The organism is Halorubrum sp. Atlit-26R (genome assembly GCF_003666015.1).
Classification (GTDB): domain Archaea; phylum Halobacteriota; class Halobacteria; order Halobacteriales; family Haloferacaceae; genus Halorubrum.
This window is the reverse complement of record NZ_QPLT01000010.1, coordinates 125605-141357: the sequence shown is the minus strand read 5'-3', so window position 1 is coordinate 141357 and position 15753 is coordinate 125605. Positions and strand designations below refer to the sequence as shown.

The following is a 15753-nucleotide window of genomic DNA, read 5'->3' as shown; positions in this document are numbered from 1 at the left end:
TTTTAGAGAAGTAGAACGACGAACCTCTTCGTTTTCAAACTGTTTCAGCCACGTCGATCCACCGACCGCGGAAACGTGGTTACAAGCCCACGCCGTCTGGTGGAATCATGCTTAAGTTAACACGACGCGAAACAACGGGGATGGTCACGCTCATGGTCATATTTCTCCGTGAAGCGACATAACGCTTTGGCGAAGACCTCGCCCAGACTGAGCGCCTCTCTACGAAAACGCGTTTGGGACGACACGTCAGATTGCTCCGGAGATCCAACTGCGGGGCTCTCCCATCGACCGATCGGCGTCAGGACGCGTCGACCGCGCTGCCGGCGGCGACGAGGAAGCCGATGATAGCCGTGATCAGCCCGACCATCCCGATCGCGACGGCGCCGATCTGGAAGGCGTCGCCGGATAGCCGCTGCGCCGTGAGGAACAGGAACACGGTCGTGACGAAGCCGACGAGCGCTAAGATTCGCCCGAAGCGACCGGTGTCGATTCCGGGTTCACTAGACACGATTGAGGATCTCCTTGAGGACGCCCTGGTACTCGTCGTCGGTGGCCGCGTTCCCGAGCGAGTGGATGGACTGACAGATCCACAGCCCGGCCGTGAAGTTGATGAACGCCGCCATCGAGACGGTGCCGACCTGCCCCTCCACGAACAGTCCCGTGACGACCGCTCCCACGAACCCCACCGCCATGAGCGCGTGCGTGACGAGCGATCGGGTCCCGAAGTCCGCGAGCTGTAGTGACAACCGAGTGCCGACTGGCATACACGTCGTTGCGGCCGTGTATGTAAAGAGGTAGCGCGTGGCGCGGTCTCGGCGTCGCTCGGATCCCCGTCCGGCCGCCCTCGTTCGCGCGCTCGGCGGACCCGGACCCCACCAGTTTACCGCGGCCGCTCCGTAGTGGCGCCCGAATGACCGACGCCGATCCGACGCACGACGTCGTGGTGTGGGGTGCGACCGGGGTCGCGGGGCGGTTCACCGCCGAGTACCTGGCCGAGCGGTACGCGACCGAGGAGCTCTCCCTGGCCGTCGGCGGACGGAACCGCGGGAAGCTCGACGCGCTCGCCGACGACCTCGCCCGTCGCGGCGACGCGCGGGACGACGTGCCCGTCGTCGTGGGCGACGCGACCGACCCCGAGAGCCTGCGCGCGGTCGCCGAGGACGCTCGGGTCGTCTGTACGACGGTCGGGCCGTACACCCGACTCGGGTCGCCGCTGGTCGAGGCCTGCGTCGAGGCGGGCACGGACTACTGCGACCTCACCGGCGAGGTGAACTGGGTGCGCGAGTCGATCGATCGGTTCCACGACGCCGCGGTCGAGAACGGCGCCCGGATCGTCCACAGCTGCGGGTTCGACTCCGTCCCGACGGACCTCGGCACGCTGCTCGTCCAGTCGTTCGCGAGGAAGGGACACGACGCGCCCTGCGACACGGTCCGGATCTACCTCGACGGCGGCAGCGGGAGCGTCAGCGGCGGCACGCTGGCGAGCTTCGGCGAGCTGTTCGAGGCGGCCGCGACCGACCCCCTCGCCCGGGAGGCGCTCCGGAACCCCTACTCGCTGGCGCCGCGGGGCGAGCGGAGCGGCGTCGACGCCGGCGAACAGCGCTGGCCGCAGCGAGACGCGCTTCGAGGCGGGTGGAGCGCCCCCTCGCCGATGGCGCCGGTGAACGAGCGCGTGGTGCGCCGGAGCAACGCGCTCCTCGGCTATCCGTGGGGCCGCGAGTTCCGCTGTAGCGAGGTCGTCCCGACCGGCGACGGCCTCGCGGGCGCAGCGACCGCGGGCGCCGTCGCCGGCGGGCTCGGCCTGTTCACGGCCGCGATGTCAGTCGGACCGATCCGCTCGGCGCTCCGTCGGTACGTCTTCCCCGACCCCGGCGAGGGGCCGACGCGGGAGGAAGCGGAGGCCGGGAGCTTCCTGATCCGGCTTCTCGGGCGCGGCACGGGCGCTGACGGTCCCTTCACCGTCGAGGCCGAGTTCGGCGCCGACCGCGACCCGGGCTACGGCGCGACGGCGCGGATGCTCGGGGAGTCGGCCGTCTGCCTGGCCCGCGGCGAGGTCGATTCCCCGTTCGACGGGGGCGTGTTGACTCCGTCCTCCGGGATCGGGCTGCCGCTCGCGGACCAGCTCCGCGAAGTGGGGTTCACTATTTCGGTCGGGGAGGCGGCCGAAGGCGGGCGCTGAGCGTCGCTCGTCGGTGGTGAGCGGGTCGCGAAAAGAACGCGGCGGCGGAAGTCAGTTCCCGGCGGCGATCACATGTAGCCGAGGTCGCGCAGGCGCTCCATCAGGTCCTCCTTGTCCTGGGCGCGGCCGGCGCGCTCGGTCGTGTCCTCGAGGTTCTGAAGCCACGCGGGCTCCTCGGTCGTCTTCTCGGTCGAGACCTCGCTGCCGAGCGAGCGGAAGCCGGCGAAGTACTTCGGCGAGATCGGCACATCCTCCTGCGTGACGCCCTCGGGCAGGTCGTCGTCGCTCTGCGGGATGTACCCCTCGTCGGGGAACGCCTCGACGGTGTCGGGCACGACGAAGTTCCAGAAGGCGTCCCACACGTCGGCCTCGGCGAACTGGAGGATGGGCTGGATGCGGTCGTGTGGCGGGAACAGGTCGGGGTCGTGGCGCGGCGAGAAGAACGTCTCGTCGGCGCGGGCCTCCTGCTCGTCCCAGCGCACGCCGGAGATGACGCCGTCGATGTCGTACTCCTCGAGGGCGTCGTTGAGCGCGACCGTCTTCAGCAGGTGGTTCCCGACGTAGGTGTCGAGCAGGAACGGGAACGAGTCCTCCTCGAACTCTAAGATCTCCCGGATGTGATGCTGGTTGTGCTCCGAGAGCGCGTCGACGGGGATGTCGTCTCCCGGTTCGAGGGCGTGCTCCTCGACGTAGTCGCCGACGTCCTCGTTGCGAGCGTACACGAGATCGATATCCCACTCGTCGGCCCAGTGCTCGACGAAGTCGGTGATGTCGTCGAAGTGCTGGAAGTGGTCGATGAAGACGGCGGTCGGCTTCTCGTAGCCGTACTCCTCGGCGACCTGGTTGATGAAGTACAGCGTCAGCGTGGAGTCCTTCCCGCCCGTCCACATCACCGCGGGGTTATCGTACTGTTCGAGCCCGCGGCGGGTGACCTCGACCGCCTTCTCGATTTTGTGCTGGATCGACGGGTAGTCCTCGGGGGTCTCCCCCTCGCCGTCGGTGTAATCGACGTCGACGCTCGCCGGGAAGTCGTCGCTCATACGGCGTAGCTGTCGCCGCCGAGACGAATAGGCTTTCTGAATCGCGGGCGCTCGGGAGGGAGCGCCGATCGGGAGCGGTCGCCGCCGCCGTCCCGCGGAACACAAGGGATATGTCAACCGCCCCGGAACGGGCGGACATGGGTCTGTTCGACCGGCTCCGCGGCGACGACGCCGGGCGCGTCGTCTTCCTCGGGATCGACGGCGTACCGCTCGACCTCGTCGAGGACCACCCCGACGTCTTCGAGAACCTCACCGACATCGCCGAGACGGGATCGGGCGGCCGATTGGAGAGCATCGTCCCGCCCGAGTCGAGCGCGTGCTGGCCGAGCCTCACGACCGGCGTGAACCCCGGCGCCACGGGCGTGTACGGGTTCCAGGACCGCGAGCGCGACTCCTACGAGACGTACGTCCCGCTCGGGCGCCACGTGAAGGCGACCCGGCTGTGGGACCGGGTCACCGACGCCGGCCGCGACGCGACCGTGTTCAACGTCCCGGTCACGTTCCCGCCGTCGACGCGGGTCCAGCGGATGGTCTCCGGCTTCCTCTCGCCCGACCTGGAGTCGGCCGCGAGCGACGAGTCGGTCCGCGAGACGCTCGACGGCTTCGACTACAAGATCGACGTGAACGCCAAGCTCGGCCACGACGACGACAAGACCGAGTTCATCGAGAACGCGCACGCGACGCTCGACGCCCGGTACGAGGCGTTCGACCACTACCTCGCACAGGACGACTGGGACCTCTTCTTCGGCGTGTTCATGAGCACGGACCGCGTGAACCACTTCCTGTTCGGCGACTACGCGACCGACGGGGAGTACAAAGCGGAGTTCCTCGAGTTCTACCGCAAACTCGACGGGTACATCGGCGAGATCCGCGACTCGCTCGACGACGACACCACGCTGATCGTCGCCTCCGACCACGGGTTCACCGAGCTGGAGTGGGAGGTGAACTGTAACCAGTTCCTCGCCGACGAGGGGTGGCTCTCCTACGCTGACGACGACCACGACGCGCTCACCGACATCGACGACGAGACGCGCGCCTACTCGCTCATCCCCGGCCGGTTCTACCTCAACTTGGAGGGCCGCGAGCCCGAGGGAGTCGTTCCACAAGAGGAGTACGAGGCGACGCGCGAGGAGCTGATCGACGACCTCGAATCGCTCACCGGTCCTGACGGCCGGCAGGTGTGCAAACGGATCGTGAAGGGCGAGACCGTCTTCGACGGCGACCACGACGACATCGCCCCTGACCTCGTCGTCATCCCCGCGGACGGCTTCGACCTCAAGTCCGGGTTCAGCGGGAAGGAGGCCGTCTTCACCGAGGGCCCCCGCAACGGGATGCACAAGTTCGAGAACTCGCTTTTGTACGCGACCGACCCCGACCTCGATCTCACCGACGCGAACCTCTTCGACGTGACGCCGACCGTCCTCGACCTGATGGACGTCGAGGCCGACGACGAGTTCGACGGCGAGAGCCTGCTGGGCTGACGGCGGTCGCGACCGCCGCAACGCGTTACTTCTCCGCCGTCGGCCGCGAACACCGCAGACAGAGGATCCCGGTACCGGCCCAGTTCACGTGGTTCGACCCGCAGTGCGGGCATCGGTGGCCGTCGTTGTCGTACTCGGTCGTCCCCCGCGGCGCGGCGAGGTGGCCGCCGTCGACCGCGCGCTCGACCAGCACCGGGAACCGCTGCTCTTTGAATCGTGCCCGGTGCGCGAGGAACTCGCCCGGGCGGTCGGGGTCGCTCCCGTGGAGGTCCTCCCACGCGATCGCGATCTCGCCGTCCGCCTGGCCCCGCGCGACCTGTTTTATCGTCGCGGCCGCAGCCTCGAACAGCGGGGTCGTCGCGAGCGCCTGCGGGGAATCGATCTCGTCGCCCGCGGCCGCGTAGCGCTCCGCGGCGTCGCCGTACGCCTCGTCGGCGCCGCCGAGCCCGCCCGCAACTCGGAAGTCGGCCACGAACTCCGCGAGGCAGGCGCCTTGTCCCGGGTCGGCGAGGACGGACTCGAAGTCGCGCGCCGCGGCGATTCCCTCGGCCGCGCGTCGGCCCGCGCGCTCGTCGACGCCGGCGACCCGGTAGGCGACCGTCGCGGCGAGCAGCTGCTGAATCCCCTGTCCGATCCACCCCTTGTCGTCCGGCTCGAACGGGTCGCGGTCGGGGCGCGGGTCGGCGAGCACGCGTCGCCCGCCGCGGGTGTAGCGGTCCCCCGCGCGCTCGTACTCCCGGGCCGCCAGCGCGTCGACCGCCGCGTCGTGGTGGCCGCCGTCGTCGGTGTTCACACGGACCCTACGGGCGGCGGCGAGTTACGCCTGACGGCCCGCCGCGGGCGTCCGCTCCGAGCAGGCGCGGTAGAACGCCACCGAGTAGGTCGCCCACAGCGCGCCGAGGACGCCGGTGACCGCGATCACCCCGACGCCGATCCCGACGGCGCCGAGCGTGCCGACCTCGACGGTCGGCACCCACGCCGGGGCGGACTCCATCGCCGGCGGCGGCGCGAGCGACAGCGACGCGGCGGCGACGAGGAGGCCGAACGCCGCGCCACCGGCGGTCAGGAGGGCCGTGTAGAGGAACGCGGCCCCGAGGTTCGACCGAACGACGCGGACGCTGCGGCGGAACGAGGCGACGAGTTCGGAGTCGTCGACGACGACCGCGTGGGCGTAGAACTGGAGGAAGAAGGTGACGAGCAGGTACGCGCCGAACAGGCCGACGGCGATGATCGCCAGCACCGCGACGAGCGTGACGTCCTCGGCGGGGACGGCGACGAACCCGGCGGGCTCGCTCGCGACGCTGCCCGCGACCCCGAGGAGGGCGCCGAAGAACGCGAGGAAGCCGAACGCGAGGCTCACTCCGAGCAGCGCGAGGTACGCGACCAGCAGCGGGAGATAGTGTTCCTTACCCTCCGAGACGAGCGTCGCGAGGCGCGTCCGCCCGTCGAGCGCTTCGTCCGCCATCGCGAGCAGGCCGCCTTGGAAGAAGGGAGCGACGAGGATCAGCACGCCGAACGTCAGCGCGGACACCGCCGCGGACAGCTCCGGGTTCGCCGTCGGTCCCGCGATCAGGTCTGGGAGCTGTGCGAGCGCGAACAGCGCCGAGACGGCGACGAGGACGGGGTTTCTCGCGACGCTACCGACGGCCGGACGGATCGAGCGGAGGGCTGGCATGGCTGGTCGGTCCCTCCGAGGACAGTAAAAACCCCTCGGCGTCCGCGAGGCCCCGACCATACTTACTCCCGGGCGTCGAACCCCTCGTATGGAGGAACCGGACGGCGCGTCGCGCTCGACTTCGGAGCCGCCGTCGCGATCCGTCTCGCGGGAGAAAGCGGACTCGACGTCGACCAGCGGCCGCGTCGAGTGGCTCCTGGTCGTCGCGCTGCTCGCGGTCCCGATGGCGGTCGTTCCGGGCGGCGACGACGCCCCGACGCTGGTGAGCCTGTGGGGGTTCGTGACGCTCGGCGGCGACGGGGGCGGGGTCGGCGGCTACCCCGTGTGGGCGTACTTCCTCGACCAGCCGCGGCCGTTCGCGACGCTTCCGCCGTCGATCCGGGCGTGGCCGCTCGCGCTCGGGTTCCACCTGCTCGCGGCCGGGAGCGCCACGAGCGGCGTCGCGCTCGGCCGCGAGGACCGCCGCGTAACGGGCGGCCTCCTCGTCCTCGCGGCGGCCGCGACGCTGTGGGTCGCGGCGGGCCTCGGCGTGCGCTTCGGCGTCGGCGCGACCGCCGGCTGGTTCGCCGTCCTCCCCGCGAGCGCGGTCGCGACGCTCGCCGTCGCGGTCGCGGCGTACGGGCGAGACCTCCGGCGCGTGGCGGTTCGCTGAGCCCGGGTCCCGCGGACCGGCGTCGCGTTCGCGTCGGGGGTAGAGGAGGTCGCGCTGCTGCTCGCGGTCGTCATCGGGCTCCAGAACGTGCCCGACGGGTTCGCGTTCGCCGTGCCGATGGCGGACACCGGGATGTCGAACGCGCGCGTGTTCTGGTACACGACCCTCTCGGGAGTCGTTCCACAGGTGGTCGCGTCCCTCTTCGGATTCCTGCTCGTGACGGTCGCGGCCGGCCTGTTTCCGGTGTCGTCCGGGTTCGCCGCCGGCGCGATGCTCGCGGTCGTCTTCCGGGAGCTGATCCCCTCCTCGCATGGACACGGGCACGCCGACGCCGCGACGGGCGCCTTCCTCGTCGGCTTCGTCCTGCTCGTCGTCGTCGACGCCGTCGTCGTGGTGTGAGTCGCACGGGCGCGCCATGCCTTTTCAACGCCGCGCGTCCGTCACGTCTCGTCCTCGCCGTAGTAGTCGTCCGTCGTCGACGCCGAACTCGCCGCCCGCTGCGCGGCGAACGATGCGAGCCGCTCGTCCTCGGCGATCGCCCAGTACCGACCCCGATGGCGGACGAGTCCGCGGTCCTCGAGTCGCGATAGGACGGCACCGACGCTCCCGCGCTTGATCCCCGTTCCCTCGTGGATCTCGGTCTGGGTGAACGCCTGGTCGTCGTGCTCGGCGAGGAACGCGAGGACCCGATACGGCTGGGTCCCGGGAGCCACATCGAGTGCTGCCTCCGGCTCGTCGTCGAACGCGTCGATACCGATCGGCATGCGTCATAGTTCGTAATATTCTGTAATAAAACCGTGGGCGAGTCAACGACCTATCGACCTTCGAATTAGTTGCCACCGCGAAAAGCCGCTCCGAATCCGCCTCGTCCGCTACTCGTTCTCCGGGCTGCTCGGGTGGTAGTCGGTGTCGTACTGCCCCGGGTTGCCGTCGACGCGGTCGGGGTTGATCCGGCCGGCGAGCAGCATGAAGTCGAGGACGGTACAGTAGAGCATCGCCTCGACGACGGGGACGGCCCGCGGCGGGAGGACCGGGTCGTGGCGGCCGACGACCTGGATCTCCTTCTCCTCGCCCGTCTCCCAATCGGCGGAGCGCTGCTTCTTCGGGATCGAGGTCGGCGCGTGCCACGTCGCCTCGCCGTAGATCGGTTCGCCGGTCGTGATACCGCCCTGAAGGCCGCCGTGGTCGTTCCCCTCGGGGACCGGGTCGCCCTCGTCGCTCTCGACGTGGTCGAACGACTCGCCGTCGTCGAACGTCCAGTCCTCGTTGCGCTCGCTGCCCGTCACGTCGACGGCCTCTTTCCCCAGGCCGAACTCGACCCCCGTCGTCGCCGGGATCGAGAACATCGCCCGTCCGAGCCGGCTCGGGAACCCGTCGAACCGCGGCGCGCCGAGCCCGCGCGGGACGCCGCGGCACTCGAAGTAGATGGAGCCGCCGATGGAGTCGCCCCGCTCCTGGTACTCCTCGATCAGCTCCTGCATCTCGGCGGCCGCCTCGGGGTCGGCGCAGCGCACGTCGTTCTCCTCGCTGTTCGCGAGGAGCTGCTCGAAGCTCACCGGGTCGGCCTCGACGTCGCCGATGCGGTTGACGTGCGCTTTGATCTCCACGTCGTGATCGGAGGCGTCGAGGACCTGCTCGGCGACCGCGCCGGCCGCGACCCAGTTCACGGTCTCGCGCGCGGAGGAGCGGCCGCCGCCGCCCCAGTTTCGCGTGCCGAACTTCGCGGAGTAGGTGTAGTCGCCGTGCGAGGGGCGCGGCGCCGTGACGTACGGCTCGTACTTCCCCGAGCGCGCGTCCTTGTTCTGGATCACCATCCCGATCGGCGTCCCCGTGGTGTACCCGTCCTGAACGCCGGAGTTGACGACGACCTCGTCCGGCTCGCCCCGCGAGGTGGTGATCATCGACTGGCCCGGCTTGCGCCGGTCGAGCTGCGCCTGGATGGCCTCCTCGTCGAGCTCGACGCCCGCGGGCACGCCCGAGACGGTGACGCCCATCGCGTCGCCGTGGCTCTCGCCGTAGGTCGTCAGCTGGAAGAGTCGGCCGAACCGGTTCCCGTTCATACCCTCACGTGTGGCCGGGGGCATATATGGGTTGCAATCCGCGCAACGGGTCTCCGATCGCGGGCCGGAGGCCCGAGCCAGTGACTCGCCGCGCAACCGATGGCGGTATGTAACGGGAACGCGTTGGTGGGTGCGTGCGCGACCGCCTCACCTCGGACCTCGGCGTGTACGCCCTCTCGGGGCTGTTCTCCCTCGTCGTCTTCGCGCTCGCCCTCGGGATCCTCTCGCGGACGCTCCCAGACGGGCTCGCGAGCCGGCAGCTCGGGGGGCTGATCGTCGGCTACCTGCTGTTCGTCGGCGTGTACACGACGGCGTGGTTCATCTACACCGGGATCGACAGCCGCGAGGAGATCTGACGGGCGGGTCGCGGCCGACCGTCGCCATCCCCGCCGGCTCCGCTTCCGGACGCCCGGATCCGCCTGCCGAACCGTTTTCACGCCGCCCCGCGAGGGGCCCGTATGACACGGGACACGATCGACTTCGACGTCGACGACCGCGGGGTCGCGACGATCACCGTCGACCGACCGGAACAGCTCAACGCGCTCACCGTCGAGACGCTCGAAGCGATCGAGGGGGCGCTCGACGAGACCGCCGACCGCGACGCCCGCGTCCTCGTGATCGCCGGCGCGGGCGACGAGGCGTTCGTCGCGGGCGCGGACATCTCCTACATGGTCGACATGTCGACGCCCGAGGCGCAGGCGTACGCGGAGCTCGGCCACCGCGTCGCGGACGCGATCGAGACGTTCCCCGCGCCGACGATCGCCGCGGTCGATGGGTACGCCTTCGGCGGGGGCTGCGAACTCGCCTTGGCCTGTGACCTCCGGGTCGCCGCCGAGAGCGCGGTCCTCGGACAGACGGAGATCGACCTCGGCATCATCCCGGGCTGGGGCGGCACCCAGCGGCTCCCGGCGCTCGTCGGCGAGGAGGTCGCCCGCCGGCTGATCTTCCTCGGCGAGCGCATCGACGCGGCCGAGGCGGCCGAGGTCGGGTTCGTCGGCGAGGTCGTCGACGACGGGGAGTTCGACGACCGGATCGACGAACTGGCCGGCGAGCTGGCCGCGAAGCCCGCGACCGCGCTGCGCGCCGCGAAGGAGGCGCTCAACGCGGCCGGCGAGGGAGCGGGTGCGACCGGGCTGGCCTTGGAGCGCCGGGCGTGGGCCGGGCTGTTCGGCACGCACGACCAGCGCGAGGGGATGGAGGCGTTCTTGGAGAAGCGCGAGCCGGAGTTCGAGTAGTAGAGTTGCGAACGGACGCGGTGGCGCGCGCCTCCGAGCGCCCGATAGGGCGCGAGGAGCGCGTGCGAGGGACGCCGTGAGCGACGGGCGACCGGAGGGAGCCCGGAGCGAACGGCGAGGCTGGGGAGGCGAGAGGTGCTGTGCGGGGCGGGACTCGAAGGGGCGGCCGCGAGGCGGGCGCAGGCGACGGTAGGACCGCAGCGAGTGAGCGGAGCGAACGAGCGAGGACCGCCCCGAGCGTGCGCCCGCCTCGCGGCCGGGGCTTCGGTGGCGTTCTGATCGCTGCGAGATTCATAAGCAGACGTTCGATTCCCCCGCTCCGTGCCATCGCCTCTCATCGCGATTCCGTAACCGCCACGCTTTATTAATCCGCCCGAGTACCGGCGACATGGACCAGTTGCGGCAGTCGCTCCTCGACGCGCCGATCATCGAGAAAGGCGAGTACCAGTACTTCGTCCACCCGATCAGCGACGGCGTCCCCATGCTCGAACCGGAGCTGCTCCGGGAGATCGTCATCCGGATCATCCGGAAGGCGGAGTTGGAGAACGTCGACAAGATCGTCACCCCCGCCGCGATGGGGATCCACATCTCCACCGCGCTCTCCCTGATGACCGACATCCCCCTCGTCGTCATCCGGAAGCGCCAGTACGGCCTCAACGGCGAGGTGCCGCTGTTCCAGGAGACCGGCTACTCCGAGTCGGAGATGTACATCAACGACGTCGAGGAGGGCGACCGCGTGCTCGTGCTCGACGACGTGCTCTCGACGGGCGGCACGATGAAGGCCATCCTCGACGCGCTCACCGACGAGGTCGGCGCGGAGGTCGTCGACGTGGTCGCCGTGATCAAGAAGGCCGGCCCAAACGAGTTGGACGACACCGACTACAACGTGAAGACGCTGATCAACGTCACCGTCGAGGACGGCGAGGTCGTGATCGTCGACGCGCAGGGCGACGAGTAATCGGTTCCGAGCGGACCAGCGGGGAACTTCTCTAAAGCCCCAGTCGCTCGGCGATACGTTGTTGCCGCCGGATCGACGGCGGGCACCTCCAAAGCCCCAGCCGCGAGAGCTCGTGCGACTCGCTGCGCTCCTCGCTCGCGGCTCCGCCGCTCACTGCGGTGCTTACTTCGTCGGACTTCGCTCTCGCGGCTGCCCCTTTGAGTCCCACCCCGCACCGCACAGCACCTCACTCCTCCCCAACCTCGCGGCTCCCTCGCTTCGCTTCGGTCGCCGCGTCCCTCGCGCGTGCTGCTCGGCCGCAAGGCGGCCTCGCAGGCACGCGCCACCGCACAGCGGCTCCATTTATAAACCTCGCGCCGTCCCTCGTCGCTGCCGGGCGCGGGCGCCTTTTATGTCGAGGTCACGAACGGTGGGGTACACATGACTAGCGCACTGTTCGTCGTGAGCGAAGAGGGCTACTGGGCCGAGGAGTGTATCGAGCCGCTGACGACGCTGGAGTCGGAGGGCGTCGACGTGACGGTCGCGACGCCCTCGGGGTCGCCGCCGGTCGTCGACGAGCGCTCGCTCGACCCCGAGGCCGCCGGGGGCGAGGAGCGGGTCGCGGAGCTCCGCGAGGTCGACGAGGAGCATCCCGAGCTGAACGACCCCGAGCCGATCGCGACGGTCGACGCCGCCGACTACGACGCGGTCGTCTTCCCCGGCGGCCACGGCACCGTCTGGGACGTGAACCAGGACCGCCACGCCCGTCAGCTGCTCCTTGACGCGGTCGCGGGCGAGGAGGGCGTCGCCCTGGTCGTCTGTCACGCGGTCGGCATTCTCGCGTTCACGCGCGAGGCCGACGGGACGCCGCTCGTCGAGGGGCGCGCAGTCACCGGGTTCCCCAACGAGTGGGAAGCGGACATCGTCGACGACCACGACGTGATGCCCGACGGCCGGAAGCTCCCGTACTGGGTCGAAGACGAGGTCGTCCTCGCGGGCGCCGACTGGGACGCCGAACTCGACGCCGACACGAGCGTCACGGTCGACGGCGACCTGATCACCGCGCGCGGCCCGGGCTCCTCCTCGGCCGCGGCCGCGACGCTGCTGGACGAGCTGTAGGCATCGCTCCGCGACGGCGGCCGCACCGCCTCCTTATCGGATCACGAACGCCGGCTCCTCGATCCGCTCGCCCTTACACTCGGGACACCGCGACGGCTCGTTGACCGGGTCGTCGAAGCCGTCGAACCCACACTCCCGGCAGGTCGGCGGCGCGACGAGGAACTCGTCGTCAGCGTCGCCTTCGCTGCCGCCGTTTCCCTCTCGCACCGACCGCGAGACGTGTTCGAGGTGTTCGTACACGGTCGGCGTCGGCAGCGACAGCGTCTCGGCGAGGTCGCTCGCCGTCCGCGGCTCCTCGCGGAGCGCGTCGGCGATCCGCTGGCGTGTCGTCTCCATGTTGCGCCTTCGCGTCGCGGCGAGTAAAGCCGTCCGGCCCGAGCCGAGCGGGACCCGATAGTGCGCGGGAGAGGACGCCGCTCGGGGGACAAAGCTTGAACTGACAAGAAACAATACGTTCGCAGATCGGTTTTTCACAGAAGCTCGCAAAAAACACGACGTGGACGACGCGACCTTTCTCGTTGGTGGCGCGGTTCCACTTCACCGAGCCTGTGACAAATATAACCTCGATTTTAGATACGAACGACATGGAAATCGGAACTGCGTCGAACGTGTCTTTCGTGAGGTAAAACGCAGAACCACCAGTTTCTCAAACTGTTTTAGCAATGCCAAAGCAGAAACTGCTAACGTGTGGTTCAGATCAGTCGCGTTCGCCTGGCATCAGCTTATCTGAACGCTACCGGTTGGCACAGCCAGTAGCCGCCTTTCGAGGCGACTACAAACCGTAACCATCCCAACCAGCGGTGCCGTGCCGTGGGAATCCTCGCGCTTCGGCGCGGGGAGGATGTCAAGGGCGCCGTTCGCCGTCGTCGTCCGTCTCGCCGTCGTCGTCCGTCCCGCCGTCGTCGTCTGTTCCGTCGTCTTCCTTCGTCTTTTTCTCGTCGCCCGTCTCGTCGTCATCGGTCGGCTCGTCCTCGTCGCTCTCGGCGGCGGGCCCGTGCGCCACGTCGGCGTCCGAGGGGTTCTGGTCGACCGCGTACCCGCCCGTGTCGATCCGCTCCGCGGGCTCCGAGTAGTCGCGGCCGCTCGGCGAGAAGTCGGGGCGGACGACGCCGTCCTCGGGTATCTCGGGCTCGTCGTCGGCAGGCCCCCCGGTCGTCGCGTCGTCCGCTTCCGCGTCGACGACCGCGTCCTCGACGGGAGCGTCGCTGCCGGTCTGGTCGCCTCCGAACTCCTCGTCGCCTTCGACGCTCTCCTTCGCTCCGGTTCGTTCGTCGCCTTCGACGCCCTCGTCGGCTCCGACGCTCCCGTCGCCCTCCGCGTCGTCGTCGATCCACTCGAACGAGTCGGTCCCCTCGCTCCGGCGCTCCGCGACGGCGGTCGCGAGGCGCTCTGTGAGCGTCTCCTTCAGTTCCTCGGCCTCGTCGACCTCGAAGTCGACGGCCGCTGCGTCGCTGCCGGTCAGCGAACTGGTCCCCGCCGTGTCGGCGACGATCGTCGCGACGCCCCACCGCCGCTGGAACACGGTCCGGCTGTCGATCACGTTCTGGATCCGGTAGTACGGGACGACGGCGACGGTTCGGCTCCAGAACCCGTTCCGCGTGAGCAGGTGGTCCTCGCCGACCCAGTAGCCGCGGTGCTTCCACTTCAGGTGCGCCGCGGGCGGAACGACGACGAGGAGCGCGGCGACGCCGTACCACGGGAGCGACGGCGAGACGTACCAGTTCACGCCGTACGCGACGGCCGTGAGCACCCCGACGATCATCGCGTACCGGATGACGTACCGCCAGCGGATCCGCTTGGGCGGTCGGTTGAAATCCGGTGTCCCGAACGACTCGATCTCGTGTGCGAGCCGGTAGACGCGCTCCGTCGCGGCGATCGGCACGGCGGACTGGTTCCCGGAATTCGCGTCCTGTCCGGGGGCGTACCCCGCGGTCTCGATCGAGAGGCTCGCGTAGCCGAGCGCCCGCTTGGCGGGGTTGTCGGTGATCCGCAGCGTCTGGACCTTCTCGGTCGGGATCGACCCGCTGTACCGACGGAACAGCCCGCGCTCGTAGCGGAGCTCGTCGCCGGCCCGAGAGAGCCGGAACCCGTAGTAGTTCGAGAAGGCGACGCCCGCGCCGATGAGCCACGACGCGATGAACAGCGCCGCGACGCCGACGAACGCCGTCGCGGTGAGCGCGGCGGCCGACGTCTCCGGCAGGAAGCTCGACAGCACCGGGAACGAGCCGGAGCTGAGGAACGCCAGGAGGCCGATCAGGCGGCCGTCGAACGACAGGGCGCCGACGAGGGCCAGCTCGCTCGGCGAGATGGCGAACAGCTCCTCCTCGTCAGGGGCGAACGCGTCGTCGCGGCCGCGGTCGACCGCGTCGGCGTCCGTCGCCGCCCCGTCGCCGGCGTCCTCGGCCCGCGAGCTCGCCGACTTCCGGCGCTGGACCTCGCGCTGGAGCCGCGTCGCCTCCGCGGGCGTGACGAAGCGGATCGACCCCTCCGTGCTGGAGCCGCCGGCGGTCTCTAAGTCGACCGCGGCGACCCCGATCGCGCGCTGGAGCACGCCGCGGCTCACGTCGACGTTCTGGATCCGCCGGTACGGGATCTCCCGCTCGCGCCGGGAGATGACGCCGGAGGAGATGTCGAGCGTGTCCTCCGTGAGGACGTACTCGAACCGGCGGTAGTACGCGACCTCGTAGGCGAGCATGACGAGGAGGATCGCGGCGCCCCCGCCGACCGCCAGCGGGAGCCCGAACCCGCCGCTGTTCACGATCACGAACAGCGCGACGGCGGTCCCGGCCGCCTTCTGGAGCGCGCGGTACGGGACCGACTGCGGCGCTAACTTCACACCGCGTCCTCCCCGTCGGCGCGGATCGCCAGCCGCTTCAGCTCCTCGCGGAGGTCGCTCGCGCCGTCCGGCGTCAGCCCCGGGATGCGCACGTCCGCGCCGCGCGACCCGGCGGTGTACACCACGCAGGAGGCGAGCCCGACCGTCCGCTCGATCGGGCCGCGGCGGGAGTCGACGTGCTGGATCCGCACTAACGGCACCGTCGTCCGCACCTGCGTGATCACGCCGCGGTCGAGGTAGATCGCGTCCTCGCGGATCTCGTAGCTCCAGCGGCGGTAGCGGAGCAGCGCGTGCGCGACGGTGAGCGTCAGGGCGACGGCCCCGAGGGCGACCGGCGCCCACCGCGGGAGGTATTCGAGGTACGCGCCGCCCGCGAACGGGGCGGTGACGAGCGCCGAGAGCAGCACCGCGCGGAGGACCCACACGACTTGGACTCGGGGGTGAAGCGTCTGTGCCGTCATCGACGGTCCCCCGTCGCGTGTCCGTGTGTCATGACCGGCGATTGACGGTCCCGACGTATAAGTCCGGTCGGAAACGGC

General features: G+C 69.9%; 17 protein-coding genes and 3 pseudogenes. 10 read left to right on the top strand and 10 right to left on the bottom strand.

What is annotated here, in order from left to right; translation table 11 throughout:
- A pseudogene (locus DVK07_RS12545) lies at positions 1 to 115 on the top strand (IS6 family transposase); the annotation flags it as partial.
- Between the two features lie 183 nt (positions 116 to 298).
- On the opposite strand, the gene DVK07_RS12540 reads toward DVK07_RS12545, so the two are convergent.
- On the bottom strand, positions 299 to 508 hold the full coding sequence (locus DVK07_RS12540; RefSeq protein ID WP_121597386.1) for a hypothetical protein: 210 nt from the start codon (positions 506 to 508) through the stop codon (positions 299 to 301).
- Entirely contained in the window at positions 501 to 764 is a 264-nt protein-coding gene (locus DVK07_RS12535; RefSeq protein WP_049908538.1) for a hypothetical protein, read from the bottom strand. The genes DVK07_RS12540 and DVK07_RS12535 overlap by 8 nt, the downstream gene beginning before the upstream one ends.
- A 146-nt stretch (positions 765 to 910) precedes the next feature.
- On the opposite strand from DVK07_RS12535, the gene DVK07_RS12530 reads away from it, so the two are divergent.
- Entirely contained in the window at positions 911 to 2179 is a 1269-nt protein-coding gene (locus tag DVK07_RS12530) for a trans-acting enoyl reductase family protein (protein WP_121597385.1), read from the top strand.
- 68 nt (positions 2180 to 2247) lie between these two features.
- Here DVK07_RS12530 and DVK07_RS12525 read toward each other — a convergent pair whose 3' ends face one another.
- Positions 2248 to 3219, bottom strand: a complete 972-nt coding sequence (locus DVK07_RS12525; RefSeq protein WP_121597384.1) for a phosphoadenosine phosphosulfate reductase family protein — start codon at positions 3217 to 3219, stop codon at positions 2248 to 2250.
- A gap of 137 nt (positions 3220 to 3356) precedes the next feature.
- Here DVK07_RS12525 and DVK07_RS12520 point away from each other — a divergent pair, with 137 nt between their 5' ends.
- On the top strand, positions 3357 to 4700 hold the full coding sequence (locus tag DVK07_RS12520; protein WP_121597383.1) for an alkaline phosphatase family protein: 1344 nt from the start codon (positions 3357 to 3359) through the stop codon (positions 4698 to 4700).
- Positions 4701 to 4725: 25 nt separating this feature from the next.
- Here DVK07_RS12520 and DVK07_RS12515 read toward each other — a convergent pair whose 3' ends face one another.
- Both DVK07_RS12515 and DVK07_RS12510 read right to left on the bottom strand, forming a co-directional pair.
- Positions 4726 to 5493, bottom strand: coding sequence for a hypothetical protein (locus DVK07_RS12515; protein WP_121597382.1), 768 nt, complete (start codon positions 5491 to 5493; stop codon positions 4726 to 4728).
- 24 nt (positions 5494 to 5517) lie between these two features.
- The gene (locus DVK07_RS12510; RefSeq protein ID WP_121597381.1) at positions 5518 to 6375 is read right to left on the bottom strand and encodes a hypothetical protein; all 858 of its coding nucleotides are present in this window, start codon (positions 6373 to 6375) and stop codon (positions 5518 to 5520) included.
- Positions 6376 to 6463: 88 nt separating this feature from the next.
- Here DVK07_RS12510 and DVK07_RS12505 point away from each other — a divergent pair, with 88 nt between their 5' ends.
- The gene (locus DVK07_RS12505) at positions 6464 to 7027 is read left to right on the top strand and encodes a TIGR04206 family protein (RefSeq protein ID WP_121597380.1); all 564 of its coding nucleotides are present in this window, start codon (positions 6464 to 6466) and stop codon (positions 7025 to 7027) included.
- An 18-nt stretch (positions 7028 to 7045) separates the two neighbouring features.
- A pseudogene (locus tag DVK07_RS12500) lies at positions 7046 to 7426 on the top strand (ZIP family metal transporter); the annotation flags it as partial.
- A 41-nt stretch (positions 7427 to 7467) separates the two neighbouring features.
- Here the strand turns inward: DVK07_RS12500 and DVK07_RS12495 are convergent.
- A complete protein-coding gene (locus tag DVK07_RS12495) occupies positions 7468 to 7791 on the bottom strand; it encodes a helix-turn-helix domain-containing protein (RefSeq protein ID WP_121597379.1) in 324 nt (107 codons plus the stop codon).
- A 108-nt stretch (positions 7792 to 7899) separates the two neighbouring features.
- Entirely contained in the window at positions 7900 to 9087 is a 1188-nt protein-coding gene (aroC, locus tag DVK07_RS12490; protein ID WP_121597378.1) for a chorismate synthase, read from the bottom strand.
- A gap of 134 nt (positions 9088 to 9221) precedes the next feature.
- Here aroC and DVK07_RS12485 point away from each other — a divergent pair, with 134 nt between their 5' ends.
- The 4 genes from DVK07_RS12485 (at position 9222) to DVK07_RS12470 (ending at position 12378) form a co-directional block, all read left to right on the top strand.
- Complete coding sequence (locus DVK07_RS12485; protein ID WP_121597377.1) at positions 9222 to 9443, top strand: hypothetical protein; 222 nt, start codon at positions 9222 to 9224, stop codon at positions 9441 to 9443.
- 102 nt (positions 9444 to 9545) lie between these two features.
- Positions 9546 to 10322: an enoyl-CoA hydratase/isomerase family protein gene (locus DVK07_RS12480; protein WP_121597376.1), complete on the top strand. Its 777-nt coding sequence runs from the start codon at positions 9546 to 9548 to the stop codon at positions 10320 to 10322.
- Positions 10323 to 10710: 388 nt separating this feature from the next.
- Positions 10711 to 11280 (top strand): hypoxanthine/guanine phosphoribosyltransferase, encoded by a 570-nt coding sequence (gene hpt, locus DVK07_RS12475; protein ID WP_121597375.1) that lies wholly within the window; start codon positions 10711 to 10713, stop codon positions 11278 to 11280.
- Positions 11281 to 11700: 420 nt separating this feature from the next.
- Complete coding sequence (locus DVK07_RS12470) at positions 11701 to 12378, top strand: type 1 glutamine amidotransferase domain-containing protein (protein WP_121597374.1); 678 nt, start codon at positions 11701 to 11703, stop codon at positions 12376 to 12378.
- 33 nt (positions 12379 to 12411) lie between these two features.
- Here the strand turns inward: DVK07_RS12470 and DVK07_RS12465 are convergent, their stop codons facing one another.
- Positions 12412 to 12714, bottom strand: a complete 303-nt coding sequence (locus DVK07_RS12465; RefSeq protein WP_121597373.1) for a transcriptional regulator — start codon at positions 12712 to 12714, stop codon at positions 12412 to 12414.
- Positions 12715 to 12802: 88 nt separating this feature from the next.
- Between DVK07_RS12465 and DVK07_RS12460 the strand changes: the two are divergent.
- A pseudogene (locus DVK07_RS12460) lies at positions 12803 to 13108 on the top strand (IS6 family transposase); the annotation flags it as partial.
- 114 nt (positions 13109 to 13222) lie between these two features.
- Here the strand turns inward: DVK07_RS12460 and DVK07_RS12455 are convergent.
- Together DVK07_RS12455 and DVK07_RS12450 are read right to left on the bottom strand one after the other, a co-directional pair.
- A complete protein-coding gene (locus tag DVK07_RS12455; protein WP_121597372.1) occupies positions 13223 to 15214 on the bottom strand; it encodes a PH domain-containing protein in 1992 nt (663 codons plus the stop codon).
- Positions 15211 to 15675 carry a PH domain-containing protein gene (locus DVK07_RS12450; protein ID WP_121597371.1) on the bottom strand — a complete coding sequence of 155 codons (465 nt, stop codon included), beginning with the start codon at positions 15673 to 15675 and terminating at the stop codon, positions 15211 to 15213. Before DVK07_RS12450 ends, DVK07_RS12455 begins: the two co-directional genes overlap by 4 nt.
- Positions 15676 to 15753: the final 78 nt, after the last annotated feature.